General features: G+C 73.3%; 25 protein-coding genes. 17 read left to right on the top strand and 8 right to left on the bottom strand.

Features of this window, described 5'->3' with window-relative positions; genetic code table 11:
- Positions 1 to 39: 39 nt before the first annotated feature.
- Complete coding sequence (locus ACIP4Y_RS14845; RefSeq protein WP_401392662.1) at positions 40 to 2,178, bottom strand: prolyl oligopeptidase family serine peptidase; 2,139 nt, start codon at positions 2,176 to 2,178, stop codon at positions 40 to 42.
- Positions 2,179 to 2,349: 171 nt separating this feature from the next.
- Here ACIP4Y_RS14845 and ACIP4Y_RS14840 point away from each other — a divergent pair, with 171 nt between their 5' ends.
- From ACIP4Y_RS14840 to ACIP4Y_RS14805, 8 genes are all read left to right on the top strand, one after another.
- Positions 2,350 to 2,544 (top strand): hypothetical protein, encoded by a 195-nt coding sequence (locus ACIP4Y_RS14840; protein ID WP_030649813.1) that lies wholly within the window; start codon positions 2,350 to 2,352, stop codon positions 2,542 to 2,544.
- A gap of 48 nt (positions 2,545 to 2,592) precedes the next feature.
- Positions 2,593 to 3,453, top strand: a complete 861-nt coding sequence (gene mshB, locus ACIP4Y_RS14835) for an N-acetyl-1-D-myo-inositol-2-amino-2-deoxy-alpha-D-glucopyranoside deacetylase (protein WP_401392658.1) — start codon at positions 2,593 to 2,595, stop codon at positions 3,451 to 3,453.
- Positions 3,450 to 3,866 (top strand): DUF6113 family protein, encoded by a 417-nt coding sequence (locus ACIP4Y_RS14830; protein WP_401392655.1) that lies wholly within the window; start codon positions 3,450 to 3,452, stop codon positions 3,864 to 3,866. Before mshB ends, ACIP4Y_RS14830 begins: the two co-directional genes overlap by 4 nt.
- A gap of 157 nt (positions 3,867 to 4,023) precedes the next feature.
- The gene (locus tag ACIP4Y_RS14825) at positions 4,024 to 6,420 is read left to right on the top strand and encodes a hypothetical protein (RefSeq protein ID WP_401392652.1); all 2,397 of its coding nucleotides are present in this window, start codon (positions 4,024 to 4,026) and stop codon (positions 6,418 to 6,420) included.
- Between the two features lie 140 nt (positions 6,421 to 6,560).
- Positions 6,561 to 7,487 (top strand): ABC transporter ATP-binding protein, encoded by a 927-nt coding sequence (locus tag ACIP4Y_RS14820; RefSeq protein ID WP_401392649.1) that lies wholly within the window; start codon positions 6,561 to 6,563, stop codon positions 7,485 to 7,487.
- Positions 7,484 to 8,224, top strand: a complete 741-nt coding sequence (locus ACIP4Y_RS14815; RefSeq protein WP_358639099.1) for an ABC transporter permease — start codon at positions 7,484 to 7,486, stop codon at positions 8,222 to 8,224. Before ACIP4Y_RS14820 ends, ACIP4Y_RS14815 begins: the two co-directional genes overlap by 4 nt.
- 5 nt (positions 8,225 to 8,229) lie before the next feature.
- Positions 8,230 to 9,411: a sensor histidine kinase gene (locus ACIP4Y_RS14810; protein ID WP_401393894.1), complete on the top strand. Its 1,182-nt coding sequence runs from the start codon at positions 8,230 to 8,232 to the stop codon at positions 9,409 to 9,411.
- Entirely contained in the window at positions 9,408 to 10,022 is a 615-nt protein-coding gene (locus ACIP4Y_RS14805; RefSeq protein ID WP_401392646.1) for a response regulator transcription factor, read from the top strand. Before ACIP4Y_RS14810 ends, ACIP4Y_RS14805 begins: the two co-directional genes overlap by 4 nt.
- Positions 10,023 to 10,031: 9 nt before the next feature.
- Here ACIP4Y_RS14805 and ACIP4Y_RS14800 read toward each other — a convergent pair whose 3' ends face one another.
- Positions 10,032 to 10,898 carry a tetratricopeptide repeat protein gene (locus tag ACIP4Y_RS14800; RefSeq protein ID WP_401392643.1) on the bottom strand — a complete coding sequence of 289 codons (867 nt, stop codon included), beginning with the start codon at positions 10,896 to 10,898 and terminating at the stop codon, positions 10,032 to 10,034.
- A gap of 29 nt (positions 10,899 to 10,927) precedes the next feature.
- Positions 10,928 to 12,010, bottom strand: coding sequence for a GNAT family N-acetyltransferase (locus tag ACIP4Y_RS14795; RefSeq protein WP_401392641.1), 1,083 nt, complete (start codon positions 12,008 to 12,010; stop codon positions 10,928 to 10,930).
- Between the two features lie 140 nt (positions 12,011 to 12,150).
- On the opposite strand from ACIP4Y_RS14795, the gene fdxA reads away from it, so the two are divergent.
- Positions 12,151 to 12,471 (top strand): ferredoxin, encoded by a 321-nt coding sequence (gene fdxA, locus ACIP4Y_RS14790; protein ID WP_014674796.1) that lies wholly within the window; start codon positions 12,151 to 12,153, stop codon positions 12,469 to 12,471.
- A 123-nt stretch (positions 12,472 to 12,594) separates the two neighbouring features.
- Positions 12,595 to 13,686 (top strand): bifunctional succinyldiaminopimelate transaminase/glutamate-prephenate aminotransferase, encoded by a 1,092-nt coding sequence (locus ACIP4Y_RS14785; protein WP_401392637.1) that lies wholly within the window; start codon positions 12,595 to 12,597, stop codon positions 13,684 to 13,686.
- A 56-nt stretch (positions 13,687 to 13,742) separates the two neighbouring features.
- Here the strand turns inward: ACIP4Y_RS14785 and ACIP4Y_RS14780 are convergent, their stop codons facing one another.
- Positions 13,743 to 14,195, bottom strand: a complete 453-nt coding sequence (locus tag ACIP4Y_RS14780; protein WP_358639087.1) for an ATP-binding protein — start codon at positions 14,193 to 14,195, stop codon at positions 13,743 to 13,745.
- Positions 14,196 to 14,478: 283 nt separating this feature from the next.
- A complete protein-coding gene (locus ACIP4Y_RS14775; protein ID WP_401392634.1) occupies positions 14,479 to 15,471 on the bottom strand; it encodes a heavy metal transporter in 993 nt (330 codons plus the stop codon).
- Positions 15,472 to 15,576: 105 nt separating this feature from the next.
- Here ACIP4Y_RS14775 and dapE point away from each other — a divergent pair, with 105 nt between their 5' ends.
- Together dapE and ACIP4Y_RS14765 are read left to right on the top strand one after the other, a co-directional pair.
- Entirely contained in the window at positions 15,577 to 16,656 is a 1,080-nt protein-coding gene (gene dapE / locus ACIP4Y_RS14770) for a succinyl-diaminopimelate desuccinylase (protein WP_358639084.1), read from the top strand.
- Between the two features lie 105 nt (positions 16,657 to 16,761).
- Complete coding sequence (locus tag ACIP4Y_RS14765; protein WP_358639082.1) at positions 16,762 to 17,520, top strand: TIGR00730 family Rossman fold protein; 759 nt, start codon at positions 16,762 to 16,764, stop codon at positions 17,518 to 17,520.
- Positions 17,521 to 17,573: 53 nt separating this feature from the next.
- Here ACIP4Y_RS14765 and folP read toward each other — a convergent pair whose 3' ends face one another.
- Positions 17,574 to 18,434, bottom strand: coding sequence for a dihydropteroate synthase (gene folP, locus ACIP4Y_RS14760; RefSeq protein ID WP_401392629.1), 861 nt, complete (start codon positions 18,432 to 18,434; stop codon positions 17,574 to 17,576).
- A gap of 138 nt (positions 18,435 to 18,572) precedes the next feature.
- Between folP and ACIP4Y_RS14755 the strand changes: the two genes are divergently transcribed.
- Both ACIP4Y_RS14755 and ACIP4Y_RS14750 read left to right on the top strand, forming a co-directional pair.
- Complete coding sequence (locus tag ACIP4Y_RS14755) at positions 18,573 to 18,938, top strand: DivIVA domain-containing protein (protein WP_358639078.1); 366 nt, start codon at positions 18,573 to 18,575, stop codon at positions 18,936 to 18,938.
- Positions 18,935 to 19,522 (top strand): DNA-3-methyladenine glycosylase I, encoded by a 588-nt coding sequence (locus ACIP4Y_RS14750; RefSeq protein WP_401392626.1) that lies wholly within the window; start codon positions 18,935 to 18,937, stop codon positions 19,520 to 19,522. Before ACIP4Y_RS14755 ends, ACIP4Y_RS14750 begins: the two co-directional genes overlap by 4 nt.
- A 36-nt stretch (positions 19,523 to 19,558) precedes the next feature.
- Here ACIP4Y_RS14750 and ACIP4Y_RS14745 read toward each other — a convergent pair whose 3' ends face one another.
- Positions 19,559 to 20,362, bottom strand: a complete 804-nt coding sequence (locus ACIP4Y_RS14745; RefSeq protein ID WP_401392623.1) for an enoyl-CoA hydratase/isomerase family protein — start codon at positions 20,360 to 20,362, stop codon at positions 19,559 to 19,561.
- 373 nt (positions 20,363 to 20,735) lie between these two features.
- Between ACIP4Y_RS14745 and ACIP4Y_RS14740 the strand changes: the two genes are divergently transcribed.
- A complete protein-coding gene (locus tag ACIP4Y_RS14740; RefSeq protein ID WP_018544333.1) occupies positions 20,736 to 20,903 on the top strand; it encodes a DUF3117 domain-containing protein in 168 nt (55 codons plus the stop codon).
- Between the two features lie 85 nt (positions 20,904 to 20,988).
- Here ACIP4Y_RS14740 and ACIP4Y_RS14735 read toward each other — a convergent pair whose 3' ends face one another.
- Positions 20,989 to 21,687: an O-methyltransferase gene (locus ACIP4Y_RS14735; RefSeq protein ID WP_279577657.1), complete on the bottom strand. Its 699-nt coding sequence runs from the start codon at positions 21,685 to 21,687 to the stop codon at positions 20,989 to 20,991.
- Between the two features lie 234 nt (positions 21,688 to 21,921).
- On the opposite strand from ACIP4Y_RS14735, the gene sigE reads away from it, so the two are divergent.
- On the top strand, positions 21,922 to 22,632 hold the full coding sequence (sigE, locus tag ACIP4Y_RS14730) for an RNA polymerase sigma factor SigE (RefSeq protein WP_358639072.1): 711 nt from the start codon (positions 21,922 to 21,924) through the stop codon (positions 22,630 to 22,632).
- Positions 22,629 to 23,684, top strand: a complete 1,056-nt coding sequence (locus ACIP4Y_RS14725; RefSeq protein WP_401392618.1) for a zf-HC2 domain-containing protein — start codon at positions 22,629 to 22,631, stop codon at positions 23,682 to 23,684. Before sigE ends, ACIP4Y_RS14725 begins: the two co-directional genes overlap by 4 nt.
- The last annotated feature ends 131 nt before the right edge of the window (positions 23,685 to 23,815 follow it).

Genomic DNA, 23,815 nt, shown 5'->3' with positions numbered 1-23,815 from the left:
TCCGTATATCGGTACCGCTTCCGTGAAGTTGCCTGCGTGTTAACGCAGTTCACCCCCGGCCGGCCGGGGGAGGGAGCGCCGGAGGAAGTCCAGCTGGAGGAGCAGCAGGTTCTCGGCGACCGCCTCCTGCGGGGTCATGTGGGTCACCCCGGACAGCGGCAGCACCTCGTGCGGGCGGCCGGCGGCCAGCAGGGCGGAGGAGAGGCGCAGCGAGTGGGCGACGACCACGTTGTCGTCCGCCAGCCCGTGGATGACCATCATCGGGCGGTGCGGCTCGGCCGGGTCGACCAGGCCCGCGTCGTCGATCACCGAGTTGCGCCGGTAGACCTCCGGCCTATCGTTCGGGTCGCCGAGGTAGCGCTCCTGGTAGTGGGTGTCGTACAGCCGCAGGTCGGTGACCGGGGCGCCGACCACCGCCGCGTGGAAGACGTCCGGACGGCGCAGCACCGCCAGCGCCGCCAGGTAGCCGCCGAAGGACCAGCCGCGGATCGCCACCCGGTCCAGGTCCAGCGGGTACCGCTCGGCGAGCGCGTGCAGCGCGTCGACCTGGTCCTGGAGCGCGACGGCCGCCACGTCGTCCCGGATGGACTTCTCCCAGGCCGGCGAGCGGCCCGGGGTGCCCCGGCCGTCGGCGACGACCACCGCGAAGCCCTGGTCGGCGAACCACTGGGAGGTGAGGTGGGCGTTGTGCGCGGCGGCCACCCGCTGGCCGTGCGGACCGCCGTAGGGGTCCATGAGAACCGGCAGGGGAGTGTCACCGTGGTAGTCCCGTGGCATAAGCACGGCGCACGGGATTCGGCGTGCGCCCCCCTGGGTGAGGGTCACCCGTGGGGACAAACCGGGATCTTCGCCGTACGAACGGACAGTGGCCGTCGGTTTCCCGTCACACAGCACCTGGGCCCGGGCACCCGGCCGGTCCAGCGCGGCGGACACCAGAACGGTCACGCTCCCGGAGCGCACCGCCGAGTGCACCCCCGGCTCCTGCGACAGGCGTTCCACGCCCAATTCGTTCACCCGGTACACATGGACTTCGCCAATTTCCGGTGCCCCGGCCTCCGGACCGGAAGAGGCGGAAACCAGTACGTCGTCCGCACCCACGTCCAGGACGGCCCGAATGTGCAATTGGCCGCTGGTCAAGGGCCGTTCGCCGACCGTCAGCACCCGTGCGCCGGCCTCGTCCGCGACCCGGACAAGCTGCCCTGACGGGCTCCAGCAGGGCACACCGGCGAAGAGTTCCAGCCAAGTTGGATCTTCGTCGGCGTGCACCATCCGCGTGGCCCCGGAATCCGGGTCCACCGCCAGGAACAGCTGGCTGCGCTGGTCCCGCGCCTGCACGAGCAGCAGCGGCGCACCCGCCTCTGACCAGTGCACACGCGCCAGATACGGATAGCGGGACCGGTCCCATGCGACCTCCGTGCGCTCCCCGCCGAGGCCGATGACGAACAGGCGCACGTCCGCGTTCGGGGTGCCCGCCGCGGGGTACCTGACGTCATTCGGCTCACGCTCCGGGCGGGCCGGATCCGCGATCCACCACCGCTGCACCGGCGTGTCGTCCACGCGCGCCACGAGCAGCCGGTCCGACTGCGGCGCCCACCAGAACCCGCGCGAGCGCGCCATCTCCTCGGCCGCGATGAACTCCGCGAGGCCGTAGGAGACGTCCGCCGCCTCCGGCTCGGCCAGCGCCCGGTCGCCGTCCCCCTCGGCGCCCACCACCCTGAGCGCGCCCTGGGCGACGTACGCGACGTGCCGTCCGTCGGGCGACGGACGCGGGTCGATCACCGGTCCCGGGACCGGGAGTTCGCGTGCCGTGCCGGCCCGCAGCTCGGCCGTGAAAAGCCGCCCTGACAAGGCGAAAGACGCCAACTCCAGGGCGCTGTCGGTGGCATAGCCGACGATGCCGGCGCCGCCCTCGCGGCTGCGCTCCCGGCGCGCCCGCTCCTCGGCCGACAGTTCCTCGGAGGCACCCTGGAGGAGCGCGCGCGGGTCGGCCGCCAGGCGCTCGGTGCCTTCCGGAAGGTCCAGTACCCACAGGGAGTTGGCCGGGTCGGTGCCGGAGCCGGAACGCAGGAACGCGACACGCGAACCGTCGGGTGCCACGGCGAACGCACGCGGCGCGCCGAGCGTGAACCGCTGGGTCCGGGCGTGCCGACGGGGGAAGGAGTCAGCCTCGGTCGTCATACCCCGACCATATTGGCCATGCGCCCCCTTGTGCGGCTGTGCGCCGACCGATGCGCGAGCACGGATAGTTATGATCACTACCGCAGAGTGGGTAGAACCTGCTGGCGTCTGCATGGATTTGCTCAACTGATCTAGAACCCGCGTCCCTGGGATCTTTGGAGGTGAGCCGCCGTGGCACTCTCGATTTCGGCGGTGGTGCTGCTGGCGATCATCGTCTTCCTGCTGATCAAGAAGTCAGGGCTGAAGGGCGGCCATGCCGTCGTCTGCATCCTGCTCGGCTTCTATCTCGCCTCCTCGACCGTCGCTCCCACGATCAGCGAGCTGACGACCAACGTCGCCAGCATGATCGGCAGCATCAAGTTCTGACGGCCGCCGTCCCGGGGGCCGGTGCGGGGACCTCGTAGGGTGGTTCCCATGACGGAACTGCCCTCCCGGCGTCTTCTCCTGGTGCACGCGCACCCGGACGACGAGTCGATCAACAACGGCGCGACCATGGCCAGGTACGCGGCCGAGGGTGCCCACGTGACCCTGGTCACCTGCACCCTGGGGGAGCGGGGCGAGGTCATCCCGCCGGAGCTGCGGCACCTGACGGGCCCGGCGCTGGGTGCGCACCGGCGCGGGGAGCTGGCCGCGGCCGCGGCCGCGCTCGGGGTCCGGGACGTCCGGCTGCTCGGCGGCGCCGGGCGGTACGGCGACTCCGGGATGATGGGCCTGGCCGAGAACGCCGACCCCGGCTGCTTCTGGCAGGCCGACGTCGACGAGGCGGCCGGCCGGCTCGCCGAGGTCGTCCTGGAGGTCCGCCCGCAGGTCCTCGTGACGTACGACGACAACGGCGGCTACGGGCACCCGGACCACATCCAGGCCCACCGCGTCGCCATGCGCGCGGTCGACCTCGCGGCCGAACGCGGCCACCGCATCGCCAAGGTGTACTGGAACCGCGTCCCGCGCTCCGTCGCCGACGCCGCCTTCGCCCGCCTCCAGGACGAGCTGTCCGCACTGCCGTTCGACAAGAGTGCCTCCGTGGACGACGTACCCGGCGTGGTGGACGACGAGCGGATCACCACCACGATCGACGGCACCGCGTACGCCGCCGCCAAGGCCGCCGCGATGCGCGCCCACGCCACCCAGATCGAGGTGGCCGAGCCCTGCTTCGCGCTCTCCAACGCACTCGCCCAGCCGCTGTTCACCACCGAGTACTACGAGTTGGTGCGCGGCCCCGGGCAGCCCGGCGAGACCGACCTGTTCGCCGGCCTCGGCCCCGGGGAGGCGTCATGAGCGACGGCGGAAACGGCTCCCTGCTCGCCCAGCCGCTGCGCCCGCCCTCCGCCGGCCGGGCCGCCGCCCTCGTCGGCCTGTTCCTGCTCGGTGCGCTCGTGGGCCTCGCCGGGGCCCTGGTGCAGGCCGCCTGGTTCCCCGGCGGGCTGCTGCTCGCCCTCGCCGGCGCCGCCGGGCTCTTCCTGGGCGGCGCGTACGCCACCGCGAGCCGGGGCGGAGCGGTCGCGCCGGCGGCGGGCTGGATCGTCGCCGTCATCCTGCTCACCACCACGCGGCCCGAGGGTGACTTCCTCTTCGGCGCGGGCGGCGGTTCCTATCTCTTCCTGCTCGGCGGCATGGCCCTCGCTGTGATCTGCGCCACCGTCGGCGCCGGGCGGCAACCCCGCGGCGGCGCCGCCCGACTTGCCAAGTGACGTACCACTTCGCCGTGCGGCGCGCGTGCGAGTCCGGTGTGGGTTTCCTCGGCGGTCATGGGATAAGCGCCAGAAGTGGCCAGTATGGTGGTGCGCGCCGCCGAGCCGCCCGCAGTGAGGTCGTCACGGGCGGTGGAGCCAACTGGGAGAACCTGCCTTGAGTCGTGAAACTGACACTCCGTCCTCCGGGCCCAACGGGCGCGGCGGAGCCGCATACCCCTCCGGCACGCCGCCGTACGGGACCCCCATGGTTTCCGACGACGGTACGGGCGCGGGCCGTTCGGGCACGCGGCCGGAGGAGAAGAAGACCGAGACCACGCTGACGACCCGGATCCGGATCAACATCCCCGGTTCCCGGCCCATCCCGCCCGTCGTCCTGCGCACGCCCGTCGGGGACGGCGAGGGCTCCGGGGACGAGGCGCCCGCCGCCGAGCCGCGGCCCGCCGCCGACCGGACGCCCGCCGGCTCCGCCGCCGCCGAGGCCCCGGCCGAGTCCGCGGCCCCGGCGGAGGAGAAGACCAGCGACTGGTTCGCGCCCCGCAAGTCCTCGGCCCCCAAGGGCGGTCCGGGCGGCGGCGGCACGAACGGCGCCGGGATCCCCGGCGGTTCCGCCGCTCCCGCCGCCTCCACCGGCGCGCCGGGCGGCCGTACGGGTGGTCCGGTGGCGTCCGGCGCGGCGGGTACCACCGGCGCACGCCCCGGCGGCGGCCGTCCCGGCGGTGTGGTCGGCGCCATGAGCGTGCCGGGCGGCTCCCGCTCCGGCGGTACGAACGGCAAGGGCCTGCCCGGCGCCACCGGCGCCACCGGCGGCCCCGTCGCCCCGGGACACGGCGGCGGCACCGGCTCCTTCGACGTGACCGAGGCGCTGACCGCGGGCCCGCTGGGCGGCGGTTCCCGCCCCGGCTCCGGCGAGTCCCGCCGCGACGACCTGCCGTACTTCTCGGACCACGCGGACCAAGTGGACAACGCCGGCAACGCCGGCCAGGACGGCTTCGGCCCCGGTGCGGCGGGCGCCGGCGGCCAGGGCTTCGGCGGCGGTGCGGCCGCGGCCCCCGGGCACGACGGCTACGGCGGTGCGGCGGGCGGTGCCCACGGGCACGGCGGCGCCAGCGGCTACAACGGATCCGGTGGCCACGGCGGACCCGGCGGCCCGCAGGGCCCGGCCGGTCCCACCAGCGGCCCGGTCACCGGCGACGGCACCCTCGTCCCGCCGGCCGCGGGCGGCCTCGGTGCAGGGCCGGGCGAGCCCTTCGACGGCTCCTCCCGCGCCGGTTACGGCACCCCGTCCGGCCGCAGCGCGCTCGCCGACATCGCCGACCTCGACGGCCCCGGCGGTCCGGCGGCCGGTCCGGCGGGCCGTGGCCCCGGTGGCGGGCTCAGCGACGACACCGCGATCCTGACCCCGCAGAAGCCGGCCCCGGAGCCGGGCCCGCCCGGCTACCGCTCCCCGGCCGCCGACAACGTCTCCGGACACACCGTCACCAGCGGCATCCCGGTCGTCCCGGCCCCGGGGAACACCCCGTTCGGCTCCCACCCCGACGGCCCGGCGGCGCCCGCGGCGCCCAAGCCCCAGCCGGCGGCCGCGCCCAAGGCGGCGGGCAAGCCGAAGAAGAAGGGCCGCAGCAAGCTGATGCTGCTCGCCGTCGGCGTGGTCGTCGTCGCCGGCGGTGCCTACGGCGCCGGCCTGCTGATGAACCACACCGACGTGCCCAAGGGCACCACCGTGCTCGGTGTCGACATCGGCGGCGGCACCCGCGACGACGCCGTCAAGAAGCTGGACGACGCCTTCGGCAGCCGGGTGAACAAGCCGCTGAAGCTGTCCGTGGGCGGCAACACGGTCACCCTGACGCCGGAGAACGCGGGGCTGCAGTTCGACTTCCAGGCCACCGTGAGCGAGGCCGCGAAGAGCGACTACAACCCGATGCACGTCGTCGGCTCCCTCTTCGGGCAGAAGCGCGTGGTCCAGCCGGTCATGCCGGTGGACGAGGAGAAGCTGCAGGCCGCCCTCCAGCAGGCCGGCGGCGGCGCCGGCTCGGTCACCGACGGCACCATCAAGTTCGAGTCCGGCAAAGCCGTGGCCGTCTACGGCAAGGCGGGCAAGGCCATCGACGCCGGCCGCTCGACCAACGCGGTCGAACAGGCCTACCGCACGCTGGTGGAGCAGGGCGCCGCGCCCCCGGTCACCGTGCCCACCACCACCAAGCAGCCGACGGTGTCGAACGCCGAGGTCGACCGGGTGCTGAAGGACTTCGCGAAGCCCGCGATGTCCGGCCTGGTCCGGGTGCAGACCGATGCGACACACAGCATCCCGTTCGGCCCGGTCTCGCTGCCGAAGATCATCGGCTTCAAGCCCGTCGACGGCAAGCTCGTGGACACGTACGACCTCAAGGCGCTCAAGGACGCGTACGGCAGCACCTTCGACGGGGTGCAGATCCAGACCGCGACCGGGAAGCGGGGCGTACTGCCGCAGGACGTCGTCGCCGCACTGCGCAAGGCGCTGCGCGGCAGGACGGCCGCGGAGCGGGTCGGGGTCATCGACACCAACCCCAGCTAGCTGGCCGTTTCCAGGGGGCGCCCTTCCCGGAGGGGCGCCCCCTCGCCGTGTCCGCCGCCCGTCCCGCATGACATCTGTCATCCGGCACCCAGGACCGCCGACACTGCCGGGGCCGCCGTCGCTCCGGCCAGCATGGACGCATGACGACGACAGCGGCGCCCGCCACCACCCCGGTGGTCGGGTTCGACCAGGTGACCAAGACGTACGGGAGCGTGCGGGCCGTCGACGGCCTCTCGCTCCGGCTGTACCCGGGCGAGACCGTCGCCCTCCTCGGCCCGAACGGGGCCGGCAAGTCCACCACCCTGGACCTGCTCCTCGGGCTCAAGCACGCCGACAGCGGCACGGTGAGCCTGTTCGGCACCGGCCCGCGCGAGGCGATCGTCGCCGGCCGGGTCGGCGCCATGCTGCAGAGCGGCGGCCTGATGGACGGGGTCACCGTGACCGAACTGGTCCGGCTGGCCTGCTCGCTGCACCCGCGGCCGTACCCGGTGTCCGACGTGCTGGCCCGCGCCGGGGTCACCCAGATCGCCGACCGCAAGGTCGACAAGCTCTCCGGCGGCCAGGCGCAGCGGGTCCGGTTCGCCCTCGCCACCGCCGGCGACAGCGACCTGATCATCCTGGACGAGCCGACCACCGGCATGGACGTCTCCGCCCGCCAGGCCTTCTGGGCCACCATGCGGGAACAGGCCGACCAGGGCCGTACGGTCCTCTTCGCCACCCACTACCTGGAAGAGGCCGACGCCATCGCCGACCGGGTGCTCGTGCTGCACCGGGGACGGCTGCTCGCCGACGGCACCGCGGCCGAGATCAAGGCCAAGGCGGGCGCGCGGCGGATCTCCTTCGACCTGGCGGGCGAGATCGAGGACGGCGCCCTGCGCGGCCTGCCGTTCCTGACGTCCCTCGACGTGTCGGGCCAGACGGTCCGTATCCAGTCGTCCGACGCCGACGCGACCGTGCACGCCCTGTACGGCCTCGGTGTCTACCCCCGCAATCTCGAAGTCGCCGGGCTCGGTCTGGAGCAGGCCTTCGTCGCCATCACGGAGGCCGAGGAGGCCAAGCAGTCGTGAACGCCCTGATCAAGCTCGAACTGGCCCGCGCCCTTCGGAACAAAAAGTTCCTGTTCTTCTCGGTCCTGTACCCCTCGATCATCTACCTGATCTTCTCCAGCAGCGCCGGCTCGGCCGGGAAGGTCGACGGCAGCGACCTGACCGTCGCCACCTACCTGATGGTCTCCATGGCCTCCTTCGGCGCCCTGACCGCCGTCCTGATGGGCAACAGCGAGCGCATCGCCAAGGAACGCGAGAGCGGCTGGGTACGGCAGCTGCGGCTGACCCCGCTGCCCGGGCGCGGCTACGTCCTCGCCAAGACCGCGAGCGCCGCCGTGGTGAGCCTGCCGGCCATCGTCGTCGTGTTCGCCGTCGCCGCCGGGATCAAGCACGTACGCCTGGACGCCTGGCAGTGGCTCGCGCTCACCGGGGTCATCTGGGCCGGCAGCCTCGTCTTCGCCGCGCTCGGCGTCGCCATCGGCTACCTCGCCTCCGGGGACGCGGTCCGCCCGATCACGATGATCGTCTACTTCGGTCTGTCGATCCTCGGCGGCCTGTGGATGCCGTCCACCACCTTCCCGCAGGTCCTGCAGGACATCGCCAAGTGGCTGCCCACGCACGCGTACGCTGCCCTGGGACGGGCGATCGAGCAGAGCCAGGCCCCGCACGCGGCGGACATCGCCGTCCTCGCCGTCTACTTCGTCCTCTTCGCGGGCGGTGCGGCCTGGCTGTACCGGAAGGACACGCTGAAGGCGTGAGCACGATGACGGAGGACCGGACCGGGATGCCGAAGCAGACCCCCTTGGGCTGGCCGCCCCGCACCCGGCGCGAGCTGCTGGTCAAGACGCTGTGGATCGGGGTCTGGCTGGTCTTCCTCAGCGCGCCGGTCGAGGACCTGGTCAACGGCGGACACGGCACCGCCGCGACCGTGGCCGGCTCGCTCGGCCTCGCCGTCTTCGTCGGGGTCTATCTGACGCTGGTCTTCCGCAACATCGGCCGGCCGTTCTCCCCGCGCGTCGTGCTCACGCTGGGCGGGATCCTCGGCGTCCTCGCCCCCGTACTGGCGTACACCCTCGGCAGCGCCTGGCTGGGCCTCTTCGTCTACCTGTCGGTCGCCTGGGGGGCCACCCTGCCGCTGCGGGCGGCCTACTGGGCCATCCCGGCCTCCGCCCTGGCGATGTACCTCGTCGGCCTGCACTCGGACGAGAAGGAGGCCCGCGGTCTGCTGTTCCTGGTGGTGCTGATCGGGTTCGCGATGACCGGAGTCGGCCAACTCGTGCGGACCACCATCGAGTTGCGCAAGGCCCGGGCGACCGTCGCCCAGCTCGCCGCCAACGAGGAGCGCCTGCGCCTCGCCCGGGACCTGCACGACCTGCTCGGCCACTCGCTGTCGCTGATCACGCTGAAGAGCGAGCTGGCCGGCCGGATGCTGCCCGACCACCCCGACAAGGCCGCCCAGCAGGTCGCCGACATCGAACAGGTCAGCCGGCAGGCCCTGGTCGACGTCCGGGAGGCCGTCACCGGCTACCGGCGGCCCCGGCTCGCCGCCGAACTCGCCGGTGCCCAGGTCGCCCTGAGCGCCGCCGGGGTCGTCGCCGAGATTCCCGCCGAACCCGACCTCACCGACGTCCCCGAGGAGGCCGAGTCCGCGCTCGCCTGGGCGCTGCGCGAGGCGGTCACCAACGTGGTCCGGCACAGCGGCGCCGGCCGCTGCGCCGTCCGTCTGCTGCGCCGCCAGACCCTGGACGGGCCGGTGCTCGAACTCTGCGTCGAGGACGACGGGAGCGGGGGCTCCGGGAAGGGGCCCGGCAACGGACTGACCGGGCTGACCGAGCGCCTGGAGAAGGCCGGCGGCACCCTGGAGGCGGGCCGGGTCCGGCATGGCTTCCGGCTGGTCGCCCGCGTGCCCACGGCCGCCGGGGCGGACGTAGGATCCGGGGCATGACGAGCATGATCAAGGTCCTCCTCGCCGAGGACCAGTCGATGGTCCGCGAGGCGCTGGCCGCGCTGCTCGGTCTGGAGGACGACATCGAGGTCGTCGCCCAGGTCGCGCGCGGCGACGAGGTGCTCGCGGCCGTCGGCACGCACGGCGTGGACGTCGCGCTGCTCGACATCGAGATGCCCGGCTGCACCGGCATCGAGGCCGCGGCCCGGGTGCACCGGGAGTTCCCGCGGGTCAAGCTGGTCGTCCTCACCACCTTCGGCCGGCCCGGCTACCTGCGCAGCGCCATGGAGGCGGGCGCCGACGCCTTCCTCGTCAAGGACGCCCCGGCCGCCCAGCTCGCCGAGGCGATCCGCAAGGTACTGGCCGGCGAGCGGGTCATCGACCCCACGCTGGCCGCCGCCGCGCTCGCCGAGGGCGCGAACCCGCTCACCGAGCGCGAACGCGAGGTGCTCCGCGCGGCGGCCGACGGCTCCACCAACGCCGAACTGGCCCAGACCCTCCACCTCTCCCAGGGCACGGTCCGCAACTACCTCTCCACCGCCATCCAGAAACTGGCGGCTCGCAACCGGGCCGAGGCGGTACGCATCGCCCGCGACAAGGGATGGCTCTGACCGCCGGGCTCAGTTGAGCTTGGCCCGCGCCGTACCCGCCTCCTGCCGCACCCTGCGCGCGGCCGACTCGTCCACCACCTCGATCAGGTCGGCGTAGTGCTCCAGCTCCTCCGCGCCGGCGACGAACTGACCGCGCTGCACCAGCAGTTGCCCCCGCTCGTAGCGCAGCCGCGCCGGGTGTGAGGGGATGAGCAGCGCCAACTCCACGGCCCGCAGCGCGACATCGGACCGCTCGGGCCGCGCCGCCGCCCACGCCCGGATGTTGTTCAGGATGCGCTGTACGACGTCCAGGGGCGGCGCCGGCTCCAGCATCGAGGGGTGCAGCGGCGCACCCGTCGCACCCGCCACCAGCAACTCGGCGTCCGTCCCGGTCAGCACCCGGCCCCCGTCGAACGGATCGGCCAGCACCTGCTCGGCCGCCGTGCCGAACCCGACCACGAAGTGCCCGGGCAGCGCGACCCCGTACACCGGGGCGCCCGCCCGGCGCGCGACCTCCAGCCACACCACCGACAGCAGGATCGGCAGCCCGCGCCGCCGCCGCAGCACCTCGTGCAGCAGCGAGGACTCCAGCCGCTGGTAGTCGCCCGGCGTCCCGTGGAACTCGTAGCGGGCGCCGAGCAGCCGGCGTACGGCCTCCGCCCACGCGCGCGGCCCGTCCGGCCGGTACGGCAGCTCGCCCGCCAGCCGGTCCAGCTCCACCTGCGCGGCGTCGATGCCGGTCTCGTCCAGCGAGCCGTCCGTCTCCGCGCCGATCAGCAGGCACAGCGCCGACACGTCCGGCCGCTCGCCCCGGGCCTCCTCGGCGAACCGCCGCCGCAGCTCGGCGGAGCGTTCCGGCGGGGGCGGGTACGGGGGCGGCAGATACGGGTGACTCATGCCAGGCTCATGCCCTTCCACGGCGCGTTCTACGGACACCCCGAGCGGGCGGATGCCTCCGGCCCCTCGGGCAAGTCGGTGCCTGTCTCTTCGTCCGCCTCCCGGCCGCCGGGCTTCTCAGGGGCCCGGTAGTGGTGACAGGCGTGGTGCGGCAGGAAGCCGAGGGCGCGGTACAGGGCCCGGCCGCCCTCGTTGTCCGTCTCCACCTGGAGCCAGGCAGCCGAGGCGCCCTCGTCCAGCGCGCGCCGGGCCAGCGCGGCCATCACCTCGGTGGCCAGCCCCTGCCGCCGCCGCCCGGGGGCCACCTCGACCGCGGCGAACCCGGCCCACCGCCCGTCCACGACACACCGGCCGATCGCCGCCGGCGGCTCGCCCTCCCCGGCAGCGGGCACCGACGCGAACCACACCGAGGGCCCGCTGGCAACCACCCGCAGGGCCACCTCGCCCACCCCCTTGCGCCGGTACCGCGCGAGCCACGCCTCGTCCGCCGTCCGGGACAGGACCACTCCCGCGCCCTCGGCCCGGTCCGCGACCGGCGCCAGCGCCCCGGTCCACAGCTCGGCGGTCACCTCGCGCACCCAGCCGCGCCGTTCCAGCTCCGCGCACAGCAGCTCCTGCGTGCCCTCGGCGCCGGTCGCGGTCTGCACGTAGGCGGGCAGGCCGCGCTCGCCGTACCAGCGGCGCACGGCCGCCAGGGCCGCGTCGAGCGGCAGACCGGGATCACCGAGCGGCAGCACACTGTTGGCCCGGCGCGTGAACCCGCCGGCGGCCCGCAGCTCCCACTCGCCCAGCCGCTCGCTCTCCACCGGCCGCCACGCGCGCGCGGCGATGTGCGCGAGTTCCGGGTACGTGGCGGCGGGCCCCCTCCGCCGCGCCGGCGCCGCGGGCACCACTTTGCCCGCCACCAGCGTGTTCTCCGGGATTCGGACCGTTTCACCGTCCCGCCGTGTGATCATGAGCACGCCGCCGTCCCATGATGTGAGAACACCCACCGTGTCGGTGAACTTCTCCGATCCGGTACCGGGTTCGCCCAAGCGCCGTACGGAGACCCGTTTGCCCACGTCAGCAGGGGTGATTCGGACCTCCAGGCGTCCTTTCGCCGAGATTTCCACTGGTCAGTTCACCCCTCCTGTTCGGATCATGGCCCGGAACGGAGATACTAGGGGCGGGCATCGACGACGCCGCGCTCCCGCGCGCCAGGCGGCGGAGCCTGAGGAGGCCCGCCAGCGCCCTATCGAGGAGGAACGACAGCGTGACCTACGTCATCGCGCAGCCTTGTGTCGACGTGAAGGACAAGGCGTGCATCGAGGAGTGCCCGGTCGACTGCATCTACGAGGGCCAGCGGTCCTTGTACATCCACCCGGACGAATGCGTCGACTGTGGTGCCTGTGAGCCGGTCTGCCCGGTCGAGGCGATCTTCTACGAGGACGACGTCCCGGAGGAGTGGAAGGACTACTACAAGGCGAACGTCGAGTTCTTCGACGAGCTGGGCTCGCCCGGCGGTGCCAGCAAGCTGGGGCTGATCGAGCGCGACCACCCCTTCGTCGCCGCGCTGCCGCCGCAGGGCGAGTGACCGTCTGAGCGCCAAGCGGCCGCCATACAGCGCCGCCTCGGTCCCGTACGGCCCGATCGTCCCGATCACCGCCGTACGGGACCGAGGCGTTTGCCGCACCGTACGAAAGCGAGCCTGATTCCCGTGTCCGCAGTCTCCGACCGCCTGCCCACCTTCCCGTGGGACAAGCTGGCCCCGTACAAGAAGACGGCCGAGGCCCACCCGGACGGCATCGTCGACCTCTCCGTCGGCACCCCGGTCGACCCGGTCCCCGAGCTGGTCCAGAAGGCCCTCATCGACGCGGCCGACTCACCGGGCTACCCGACCGTCTGGGGCACCCCCGCCCTGCGCGACGCGATCACCGGCTGGCTGGAGCGCCGCCTGGGCGCCCGCGGGGTCACCCACCGCCACGTGCTGCCGGTCGTCGGCTCCAAGGAACTGGTGGCCTGGCTGCCGACCCAGCTCGGCCTCGGCCCCGGCGACAAGGTCGCCTACCCGCGCCTGGCCTACCCCACCTACGAGGTCGGCGCCCGCCTGGCCCGCGCGGAGTACGAGGTCTACGACGACCCGCGCGACCTGGACCCGGCCGGTCTGAAGCTGCTCTGGCTGAACACCCCGTCCAACCCGACGGGCAAGGTCCTCGGCAAGCAGGAGCTGAGGGACATCGTCGCCTGGGCCCGCGCCCACGACGTCCTCGTCTTCTCCGACGAGTGCTACCTGGAGCTGGGCTGGGAGGCCGACCCGGTCTCGGTCCTGCACCCGGACGTCAACGGCGGCTCCCACGACGGCATCGTCGCCGTCCACTCCCTGTCCAAGCGGTCCAACCTGGCGGGCTACCGGGCGGCCTTCGTCGCCGGCGACCCGGCCGTCCTGGGCCCGCTGCTGGAGATCCGCAAGCACGGCGGCATGATGACCTCCGCGCCGACCCAGGCCGCGGTCGTGGCCGCGCTCGGCGACGACGCCCACGTGCACGAGCAGCGCGAGCGCTACGCGGCCCGCCGCGAGGCCCTCCGTGCGGCCCTCCTCGCCAACGGCTTCCGCATCGAGCACAGCGAGGCCAGCCTCTACCTGTGGGCCACCCGGGACGAGTCCTGCTGGACGACGGTCGCCGACCTCGCCGCCCGCGGCATCCTGGTGGCCCCGGGTGACTTCTACGGCGAGGCAGGCAGGAACCACATCCGCGTGGCCTTCACAGCGACGGACGAACGAGTCCGAGCAGCGGTCTCCCGCCTCTGACAGGCCGACGGGGCCCGGGAAGGAATCCCGGACCCCGTCGGAGGCGACAGCGGGGCTCAGCCGCCCAGCGGCAGGCCCTTGGTCGGCAGCGACGACGTCGGCAGCCCGCCCTTGGTGAGCGAGACCGCCGGCAGCCCGCTCTTCGCGGCACCGGAGGCGGCGTCCCCCAGGACACCCCCCGCGGTCCCGGCCGCGTCCCCCGCGGTCTTCTGCGCCGCGGGCGCCGCCTTCTTCAGGGCACCGCCGCCGGTCTTGCCCGCGGCCGACACCGCCTGCTTGACCGCCTTGCCGCCCGTGTCACCCGCGACCGAGGTGACGCTGTCGGCAACACCGTCGACGGTGTTGCCGACGTGCGCCCCGTCCAGGGCGGTCAGACCGCCCAGGTTCGGGGTGGCCGCCGGCAGATTCGTGGCCGCTCCGGCGGAGCCGGCCGCACCGACCCCGGCAGCCGCTCCCGCTGCGACGAGCAGCGCGGCACGGGCGATCCGACGGGTCAGAGGGAGGGTCATGATGCTCCATTCGACGGGAGAAAACGGTGTGTGCCCGAGTCCGTGTCCGGCTCGGACGCCGTGACTACCGCTCGAAGCCCGCGAAGGTTGCGGACGCCCCAGGTAAAGAATGGATAACGCATCGCATTATCGGGTGTGGATAAAAACGGGCAAAGAACGTTCGCAGAGGGATACGCAGAATCCTTCCGTCCCTTGATTTCCAGCGGAATGCGCGCCCGGTACGTCACCCGCCCCGCCGCCGGACGGTCCCGCGCCGCACAACCCGCCGGAGTGAAAGCCCGTACTACTGTCCGGCCACGATCCGGACCGCGCCCACGGACTTCTCCGCCCCGCCGGCCCCCTGCGAAGCGGCCGTCCGCCACGCGTCGCTGTTGCTCCCCGCGGTCCACACCCGCCCCGCGTACGCCACCCGCTCGATGTGCAGCGCCGAGGCATTGGCGACCGCCCACTGCGCGAGCTGCCAGCCCCGCTCCCGCTCGCCGCGCCCGGTCCCGTCCCGCCGCGTGCCCTCCGGCACCGGAACCGTCACCGTCCGGCCGCGCGCGGTCGCGGTCACGCTCGGCGACGGGGACGGCGACGGCACGGGCGTCCCGCCCACCACCGCACCGGTCTCCTGGAGCGCGTCCCGCCCGAAGTCCCGTACCAGCGCCTCCCGCACCGCGTCCGGACCCGTCGCCGAGGCCGTGCGCCGCGGGCGCCCGTCGCAGGTCAGGGTGGCCGCCGCCCGCCCGGTCAGGGCCGCGGCGAGCAGCGCGGCGTCCGGCTCGTGCTTCGCGTACGCCTCCGGGTAGCCGCTGCGCTGCACCCGCTGCGCGGCCACCGTCAGCGGCAGATCCGGGTAGTCCGGCACCTTCGCCAGGTGCGCGTAGAAGATGCCCGCCGCGTACGCCGGGTCCATGATCTGCCGCTTGGTGCCCCAGCCCTGCGAGGGCCGCTGCTGGAACAGGCCCAGCGAGTCCCGGTCGCCGTGCCCGATGTTGCGCAGCCCCGACTCCTGCAGCGCGGTCGCCAGCGCGATCGTCACGGCCCGTTCGGGCATCCCGCGCCCGGTGCCGACGGCGGCGATGGTCGCCGCGTTCACCGCCTGCTCGGGCGTGAACTCGTACGACGCCCCGTCACCGGAGGCCGAGACCACCGTGCAGCCGCGCGCCCCGCCGCCTCCGGTGACGTACTGCACCACGAGGTACGCGACGACGCCGCACAGGACCAACAGGGCCGCGCAGACACGCAGGAGACGACCGTGGCGCTTGGGACGGGTGGGGGACGGCTCTGACACGCGTACAAGGTACTGGAGCCCCGCCGGCCCCTCGCCGGGGGTCCGCAAAGGCCGCCCCGGACGACCGCTCCGGCCCGGCCGGGGCGGCGCGCTAGGGTCGTGACCATGGCCGACACCTCGCTTGATCTCACGCTGGACGCCGCCGCGCTCACCGCGCAGCTCGTGGACTTCCCGTCCGAGAGCGGCACCGAGAAGCCCCTCGCGGACGCCGTCGAGACCGCCCTGCGCGCCCTGCCGCACCTGACGGTCGACCGCCACGGCAACAACGTGGTCGCCCGCACGAACCTGGGCCGCGCCGAGCGCGTGATCCTGGCCGGTCACATCGACACCGTGCCGATCGCGGACAACGTGCCCTCGCGGCTCGATGCGGACGGCGTGCTGTGGGGCTGCGGCACCTGCGACATGAAGTCGGGCGTGGCGGTGCAGCTGCGCATCGCGGCCACGGTCCCCGCCCCCAACCGCGACCTGACCTTCGTCTTCTACGACAACGAGGAGGTCGCCGCCCACCTCAACGGCCTCGGGCACGTCGCCGAGGCCCACCCGGACTGGCTGGCCGGTGACTTCGCGGTCCTGCTGGAGCCCTCCGACGGCGAGGTGGAGGGCGGCTGCCAGGGCACGCTGCGGGTGCTGCTGAGGACCAAGGGCGAGCGGGCCCACTCGGCGCGCGGCTGGATGGGCTCCAACGCCATCCACGCGGCGGCCCCGATCCTGGCCCGCCTCGCCTCCTACGAGGCCCGGCGGCCGGTCATCGACGGCCTGGAGTACCGCGAGGGCCTGAACGCGGTGGGCATCAGCGGGGGAGTGGCCGGGAACGTCATCCCGGACGAGTGCGTGGTCACGGTCAACTTCCGGTACGCCCCCGACCGCACCGAGGAGGAGGCGATCGCGCACGTCCGCGAGGTGTTCGCCGACTGCGGTGTGGAGGAGTTCGTGGTCGACGACCACAGCCCCGGCGCGCTGCCCGGCCTCTCCCACCCGGCCGCCGTGGCCTTCATCGAGGCGGTGGGCGGCACGCCGAAGCCCAAGTACGGCTGGACGGACGTCTCCCGTTTCTCCGCGCTGGGCGTCCCCGCGGTCAACTACGGCCCCGGCAACCCGCTCTTGGCCCACAAGCGCGACGAGCGGGTCGAGACGGCGAAGATCCTCGCGGGCGAGGAGCGGCTGCGGAACTGGCTCACCGCCTAGACCTCCGGACGGCACCGGCGCACGCCGGACATGCGCAGGTCCCCCCTCCGTAACGCGCGTGGATCTAGTCTGAGATCGAACTACCGGCAAGCGGAGGGAGCGCACATGGCTACCGGAAACCCCGAGGGGAAGAAGCAGCCGCCGGACGAGCAGCGGCTCGGACCGGTCCTCCGACGGCGGGGCCAGGTGACGGCCAGTACGACGGACCAGCGGCTGCTGGACGAGCGTGCCCCCACGGACTGGGTGCACACCGACCCCTGGCGGGTCCTGCGCATCCAGTCGGAGTTCATCGAGGGCTTCGGCACGCTCGCCGAACTCCCGCCCGCCATCAGCGTGTTCGGCTCGGCGCGGACGCCGGTGGACTCGCCGGAGTACGACGCCGGGGTGCGGCTCGGCCGCGGGCTGGTGCAGGCCGGCTGGGCGGTCATCACGGGCGGCGGCCCGGGCGCCATGGAGGCCGCCAACAAGGGGGCGTGCGAGGCGGGCGGCATCTCGGTCGGCCTCGGCATCGAGCTGCCCTTCGAGCAGGGGCTGAACCCCTACGTCGACATCGGGCTGAACTTCCGGTACTTCTTCGTCCGCAAGATGATGTTCGTGAAGTACGCGCAGGGTTTCGTGGTCCTCCCCGGCGGCCTCGGCACGCTCGACGAACTCTTCGAGGCCCTCACCCTGGTCCAGACCCAGAAGGTCACCCGCTTCCCGATCGTCCTCTTCGGCAGCGCGTACTGGGGAGGCCTGGTCGACTGGCTGAAGAACACGCTGGTGGCCCAGGGCAAGGCCGCGGAGAAGGACCTCCTGCTGTTCCACGTCACGGACGATGTGGACGAGGCGGTCGCCCTGGTCTCCAAGGAGGCGGCCCGCTAGATCCAGCCGTTTCCGGCGAACGGGGGGGTCCGGCATGCGGACCCCCCCGGTTCCTAGGCCAGACCCCGGCGAGCCACGGCAGGGACCCGGTGGCCGGCGATGGACGCGACCATCTCCAGCACCTGCCGGGTCTCGGCCACCTCGTGCACCCGGTACACCTGCGCCCCGAGCCACGCGGAAACCGCGGTCGTCGCCAACGTACCGATCAGCCGTTCCTTCACCGGCCGGTCCAGCGTCTCGCCCACGAAGTCCTTGTTCGACAGCGACACCAGCACCGGCCACCCCGTGGCCACCATCTCGTCCAGCCGCCGCGTCGCCTCCAGGCTGTGCCGCGTGTTCTTCCCGAAGTCGTGCCCGGGGTCGATCAGCACGGACTCCCGCGGCACCCCGAGCGCCACCGCGCGCTCGGCCAGCCCGAGGGTCACCCGGAGGATGTCGGCCACGACGTCGTCGTACGTCACCCGGTGCGGACGCGTCCGCGGCTCCACACCCCCCGCGTGGGTGCACACCAGCCCCGCCCCGTACCGGGCCGCGACCTCGGCGAGCCCCGGGTCGACCCCGCCCCACGCGTCGTTCAGCAGATCCGCGCCCGCCTCGCACACGGCCTCGCCGACCTCGGCCCGCCAGGTGTCCACGCTGATGATCACGTCGGGGAACCGGCGCCGCACCTCCGCGACGAACCCGACCGTGCGGCGCGCCTCCTCCTGCGCCGAGACCTCTTCGCCGGGCCCGGCCTTCACCCCGCCGATGTCGATGATCGCGGCGCCCTCGGCCACCGCCTGCTCCACGCGTGCGAGGGCCGGCTCGTCGCGGAAGGTGGCTCCTTGGTCGTAGAAGGAATCCGGCGTCCGGTTCACGATCGCCATGATCACCGGCTCGTGCGGCCCGAATTCCCGCCTGCCCAGCCTGAGCATCCGCTGTGACCTCTCCTAGTACGTTCCGCAGTACGGCCGCCTGTGACCCTAACTGTCAGACTCGCATGGCACGATCGGAGCCTGACAGATTCGGCTTCCGGCACAGCGGCCGGTAACGAGCGTGGGGACCCTAAGGCGATGGTGATGTTCTTGTTCCTGGTCGTCGCGCTGGCCGTCGTGGTCGCCGCGGTGACCCTCGCCGTGGTGGGCGGTGGCGAGAGTGCCCCGCTGCCCGAGGTGGCGCCGGAGCGGCTCCAGGACCCGCTGCCCGCGGACCGCCCGGTGAGCGGCGCGGACGTGGAGAGCCTGCGTTTCCCGCTCGCCCCGCGCGGCTACCGCATGGCCGACGTCGACGACGCCCTCGGCCGGCTCGCCGCCGAACTGGCGGAGCGGGACGCCCGCATCGCCGAGCTGGAGTCCGCGCTGGCCGGCGCCAGAGCCGCCGCCGCGCACGTCCACCACGCCCGCCCGGACAGGGCCGAGGGCGCGGAGGGGCAGCGATGACCACCGGAGCGGCCGTCGCCGGGCCGGACGGCGCCCTGCGCTGCCCCTGGGCCCTGTCCACCGACGACTACGTGGCGTACCACGACGAGGAGTGGGGCCGCCCGGTCCACGGCGACGACGCCCTCTTCGAGCGGCTCAGCCTGGAGGCCTTCCAGTCGGGCCTGTCCTGGATCACGATCCTGCGCCGCCGCCCCGGCTTCCGCGCGGCCTTCGCCGGCTTCCGCATCGAGAAGGTCGCCGCCTTCACCGACAGCGACCGCGAGCGCCTGCTGGCCGACCCGGGCATCATCCGCAACCGGGCCAAGATCGACGCGACCCTCGCCAACGCGCGCGTGCTCGCCGACTGGGCCGAGGGCGACCTGGACGACCTGATCTGGTCCCACGCCCCCGACCCGGCCACCCGCCCGGCCCCGCAGACCCTCGCCGACGTCCCGGCGGTGACTGTGGAGTCGACGGCCCTCTCCAAGGCCCTGAAGAAGCGGGGGCTCAGGTTCGTGGGCCCGACGACCGCGTACGCGCTGATGCAGGCCTGCGGCCTGGTCGACGACCACCTGGCAGCCTGCGTGGCCCGCAGCGCCCCGTAGGGGGCGCGGGGGCCGTGCAGCCTCTGCCGCCCGGACTCAGCGGCCCAGGTACTTGGGCTTCTCCTTGTTCACGAACGCCTGCACGGCGATCGCGTGGTCCTCGGACTGCCCCGCCCGCGTCTGGAGCTCGTCCTCCTTCTCCAGTGTCTCCTCCAGCGAGTGCGTCAGCCCGTAGGCCACCGCCTCCTTGATCGCCGCGTACGCCACCGTCGGCCCCTCGGCCAGCGCCCGCGCCACCTTCTCGGCCTCGGCGCGCAGTTCGGCCGCCGGTACGACCCGGTTGGCGATCCCCAGCTCCAGCGCGTCCTGCGCGCTGATGCTGCGCGGGAACAGCAGCAGGTCGGCGGCGCGGCTCGGGCCGATCACCCGGGGCAGCGTCCAGGAGATGCCGGAGTCGGCGGTGAGGGCCACGCCCGCGAACGACGTGTTGAAGGAGGCGGTGTCGGCCACGACGCGGTAGTCCGCGGTGAGCGCGAAACCGAACCCCGCCCCGGCCGCGACGCCGTTCACCGCCGCGACCACCGGCTTCGACGCCCCGGCGAGCGCCCGCACGATCGGGTTGTAGTGCTGCTTGACCGTGCTCATCGTCTGCCCGGACCCGGTCTCCCGGTCACTGGCCAGCAGCCCGATGTGCTCCTTGAGGTCCTGGCCCACGCAGAACGCCCGGTCCCCGGCCGCGGTCAGCAGAATCGCCCGGACGGCCGCGTCGGAGGCCGCGGATTCCGCCGCCTCCCGGAGAGCGGCCTTGGTGGCGATGTTCAGCGCGTTCATCGCCTCGGGGCGGTTCAGCGTGATCGTCGCGAGTCCGTCGCTCACCTCGTAGAGCACGGTGTCGGCCATGGCGGATCCCCTCCGGTGTCGCGGCTGGTGACGTACCGCTCAGTACGCACCTGTCTGAGGACAGCATGGCGGAGATCGCCGCCCAGGAGCCGGACCCGACGTGTGACCTGCGTCAAAGAAAACGTGAGCGGATCCGCTCGGCAGATCTTCGCGCGGTGGCGAAGTATCGCAGTCACATCGCCGAATTGGGTGGTTTTGCTCGCGCGCGTTGCCCAAGCGATGCCGACCGATGTTGGTCATCGGGTCCTGCGATGCGGGATAATGGCTGGGAAGCAATGTGTTCGATGCCGGTGTCGCGTGTCCGTTATGGATGGCGGATGCCCTCGCGGGGGCGTCGGCAGACGATGAGCTGGTTTCAGGAAGGGGAACGAGCATGGCGGCCATGAAGCCGCGGACGGGCGATGGCCCGCTCGAGGTGACCAAGGAGGGGCGGGGCATCGTCATGCGCGTTCCGCTCGAAGGCGGCGGTCGACTCGTCGTCGAGCTGACCCCTGACGAGGCCGAGGCGCTCGGCGACGCCCTCAAGAAGGTCGTCGTCTGACGTCCCAGTCATCCTGTCCTACCGGCTGCCCCGGCATCGTACGCGGTGTCGGGGCAGCCGCGTTCCCCCACCCCACCTGCGGACTTCAGCGCTTGACGGCGCACAGCAGGCCGTCGCCCACCGGCAGCAGCGAGGAGACCAGCTCCTGGCTCTCCCGGACGGTGCGCAGCAGCTCGCGCAGCCGCAGCACCTCGGTAGGCTGCGGCCCGGAGTCGACCGTACGGCCGTTGGCGAAGACGCCCTCGAAGACCACCAGGCCGCCGGGCCGCAGCAGGCGCAACGATTCGGCGAGGTAGTCCGGGTACTCCAGCCGGTCACCGTCGCAGAAGACGAGGTCGTAGCCGGCGTCGGCGAGACGCGGCAGCACGTCCAGCGCACGGCCGGGGATGAACCGGGCCCGGTTGCTGGCGAAGCCGCAGACACGGAACGCCTGCCGGGCGAACTGCTGGTGGTCCGGCTCCGGGTCCACCGTGGTGAGCACCCCGTCCGGCCGCATCCCGTGCAGCAGATGGATCCCGGACACTCCGCAGCCCGTGCCGATCTCCGCGACCGCCTTCGCGTCCACGGAGGCGGCGAGCAGTCTCAGCGCGGCGCCCGTGCTGGGCGACACCGAGCGCAGCCCTGCCTCGCGGGCCCGGTCGCGGGCCCAGCGCAGCGCTTCGTCCTCGGCGACAAAGGCGTCGGCGAACGCCCAGCTCGTCTGCCGGTTGCCGGTAATGACCCTCTCCTGTCCCCGTGGTTGCCTGGGCGTGACTGTATCCGTTGGCGTCGGGAACCCGCAGATGGGACCAGGCGTTTACAGGGATGAGCCGGTGGTCGGGGACGCGACGGGGGGCGAGAGGTGGATCAGGGCGCCGAGCAACTGCTGACGCAGCCGGATGAGCCGTATCAGCGTGTATCAAATTCTCGTAAAACCGCTTATCCGGAGCTAACGGGCGAGGTGGCTATGGTAGGGGCTCCACTGGACACCACCAGAGCCGACAGGGGAGGTGCGGCTGCGCCCGGGGATCGGGGCGGAGTGCTGCGGCGCTTCCTCGGGTCGGCGGGCAGGCCGAAATCCGTGACCGACACCGCTGACAGCCACGCCGCCGCTCTCGCCGCCGGCGAGACCCAGACCGCGACCTTCGCCACCGACGCGGACGGGCAGGCGTGGACTCCGCCCACGTGGGACGAGATCGTCAGCACGCACAGCGGCCGGGTCTACCGTCTCGCCTACCGCCTGACGGGCAACCAGCACGACGCGGAGGACCTCACCCAGGAGGTCTTCGTCCGCGTCTTCCGCTCCCTGTCGACGTACTCGCCGGGCACCTTCGAGGGCTGGCTGCACCGCATCACCACGAACCTCTTCCTGGACATGGTCCGGCGCAAGCAGCGCATCCGCTTCGACGCCCTCGGCGAGGACGCGGCCGAGCGCCTGCCCAGCCGCGAGCCCACCCCGCAGCAGCTGTTCAACGACGCCCACTTCGACGCCGACGTCCAGCAGGCCCTCGACACCCTCGCGCCCGAGTTCCGCGCCGCCGTCGTCCTGTGCGACATCGAAGGACTGTCGTACGAGGAGATCGCCGCGACCCTCGGCGTGAAGCTCGGCACCGTCCGCTCCCGTATCCACCGCGGCCGGTCCCAGCTCCGCAAGGCCCTCGCGCACCGCTCCCCGGAGGCCCGCGCGGCCGAGCGCCGCTCCTTCCTGGCCCGGGTCCCCGCTCTGGGGGGAGGGGGCGCGACCGCGTGAGTGGAACACGGCCGAAACCCGCCGAGAAGGCGCATCTCGCAGAGCAGCACCTGGGAGACCGGCTCTCCGCCCTGGTGGACGGAGAGCTCGGTCATGAGACGCGTGAGCGCGTCCTCGCGCACCTGGCCACCTGCGCCCGGTGCAAGGCGGAGGCGGACGCCCAGCGCGCGCTGAAGAACGTGTTCGCGGAGGCGGCCCCGCCCCCGCCCTCCGCGAGCTTCCTGGCCCGCCTCCAGGAGCTCCCCGGGGGAGGCGACCCGGACGGCGGCGGCACGCCGTCTCCCGGGGGCGGATTCCTCGGCGGCGCCTCCGGACCGGCCGGCGCCTCCGGGGCCTTCGGCGTGAGGCGCGACGAGCGCCTCCCGTTCGGGTACGTCCCCGCCCGCGCGCACGGCTGTCTCCCGGACGGCGTCCCCGCCCCCGAGGACCGCGGTTTCCGCATCCACCCCGTCGGCCGCCCGGACGACGGCCGCTCCGCCTCGCGCGGACTGCGGTTCGCGTTCGCCGCCGCCGGCGCGGTGTCGCTGGCCGCGATCGCCCTCGGCGGCGTGACCACCGTCATCCCCGGCGATCTGACCGCGGACGCCCGGGGCGGCACCGGCACCGGCAGCAACGTCACCCCGGCCCGTTCGGCGGGCACCGGCTCGGTGGGCGGCGCGGCCACGCCGGACAGCCAGCGCCGGCGCCCGGTAGGACCACTGCTCGCGCAGGGCGGCCCGCTGACCGGCCCGGCCCCGGTGGTGCCGACGACCCTGTCGGCGCCGCTGCTGCCCGGGGTGCCGGCCCCTGCCGCCGGGCAGAGCCGCACGGAGGCGGTGCGCGGCCTGACCGCTCCGGTGCTGGCCGGTGCCGCCGCGGTCTCCCCGCTGATACGCCCGCTCGACGACACCGTGGCCCTGCCGCTCGCCGACTGGTCCACCAGCGTCGGAGTCACCGGCTCCGGCCTGCTGTCCGCCCCCGTCCCCGACACCGGCGCCGCTTCCTCCGCCGACCCCACCCACACCCCCTCCGCCTCACCGGCCTCTCCGGCCGCACCCCACCCGTCGCCCTGACCTGCCACTGCGGCACGGCCCGCGAACCTGGTTGAATCCTGGGAGGCCGTGCCCGCGGCGTCGACCCGGGAGCGGCAGCCGATGTTCCATGGCCGCGGCAGTGCGCGGTCGTGGCCCAGCCGTGGGGAGAG

Source organism: Streptomyces sp. NPDC088810, assembly GCF_044750305.1.
In the GTDB taxonomy this organism is placed as follows: Bacteria; Actinomycetota; Actinomycetes; order Streptomycetales; family Streptomycetaceae; genus Streptomyces.
The sequence above is the reverse complement of the archived record's forward strand: the minus strand, read 5'-3'. Positions and strand labels throughout refer to the sequence as shown.

Excerpts from the sequence above, each read along its gene's own strand:
- ACIP4Y_RS14845 (WP_401392662.1), bottom strand. The coding sequence starts at position 2,178 with ATGACGACCGAGGCTGACTCCTTCCCCCGTCGGCACGCCCGGACCCAG.
- mshB (WP_401392658.1), top strand. The coding sequence starts at position 2,593 with ATGACGGAACTGCCCTCCCGGCGTCTTCTCCTGGTGCACGCGCACCCG.
- ACIP4Y_RS14830 (WP_401392655.1), top strand. The coding sequence starts at position 3,450 with ATGAGCGACGGCGGAAACGGCTCCCTGCTCGCCCAGCCGCTGCGCCCG.
- ACIP4Y_RS14820 (WP_401392649.1), top strand. The coding sequence starts at position 6,561 with ATGACGACGACAGCGGCGCCCGCCACCACCCCGGTGGTCGGGTTCGAC.
- ACIP4Y_RS14810 (WP_401393894.1), top strand. The coding sequence starts at position 8,230 with ATGACGGAGGACCGGACCGGGATGCCGAAGCAGACCCCCTTGGGCTGG.
- ACIP4Y_RS14805 (WP_401392646.1), top strand. The coding sequence starts at position 9,408 with ATGACGAGCATGATCAAGGTCCTCCTCGCCGAGGACCAGTCGATGGTC.
- ACIP4Y_RS14800 (WP_401392643.1), bottom strand. The coding sequence starts at position 10,898 with ATGAGTCACCCGTATCTGCCGCCCCCGTACCCGCCCCCGCCGGAACGC.
- ACIP4Y_RS14780 (WP_358639087.1), bottom strand. The coding sequence starts at position 14,195 with ATGACCCTCCCTCTGACCCGTCGGATCGCCCGTGCCGCGCTGCTCGTC.
- dapE (WP_358639084.1), top strand. The coding sequence starts at position 15,577 with ATGGCCGACACCTCGCTTGATCTCACGCTGGACGCCGCCGCGCTCACC.
- ACIP4Y_RS14765 (WP_358639082.1), top strand. The coding sequence starts at position 16,762 with ATGGCTACCGGAAACCCCGAGGGGAAGAAGCAGCCGCCGGACGAGCAG.
- folP (WP_401392629.1), bottom strand. The coding sequence starts at position 18,434 with ATGCTCAGGCTGGGCAGGCGGGAATTCGGGCCGCACGAGCCGGTGATC.
- ACIP4Y_RS14755 (WP_358639078.1), top strand. The coding sequence starts at position 18,573 with ATGGTGATGTTCTTGTTCCTGGTCGTCGCGCTGGCCGTCGTGGTCGCC.
- ACIP4Y_RS14750 (WP_401392626.1), top strand. The coding sequence starts at position 18,935 with ATGACCACCGGAGCGGCCGTCGCCGGGCCGGACGGCGCCCTGCGCTGC.
- ACIP4Y_RS14745 (WP_401392623.1), bottom strand. The coding sequence starts at position 20,362 with ATGGCCGACACCGTGCTCTACGAGGTGAGCGACGGACTCGCGACGATC.
- ACIP4Y_RS14740 (WP_018544333.1), top strand. The coding sequence starts at position 20,736 with ATGGCGGCCATGAAGCCGCGGACGGGCGATGGCCCGCTCGAGGTGACC.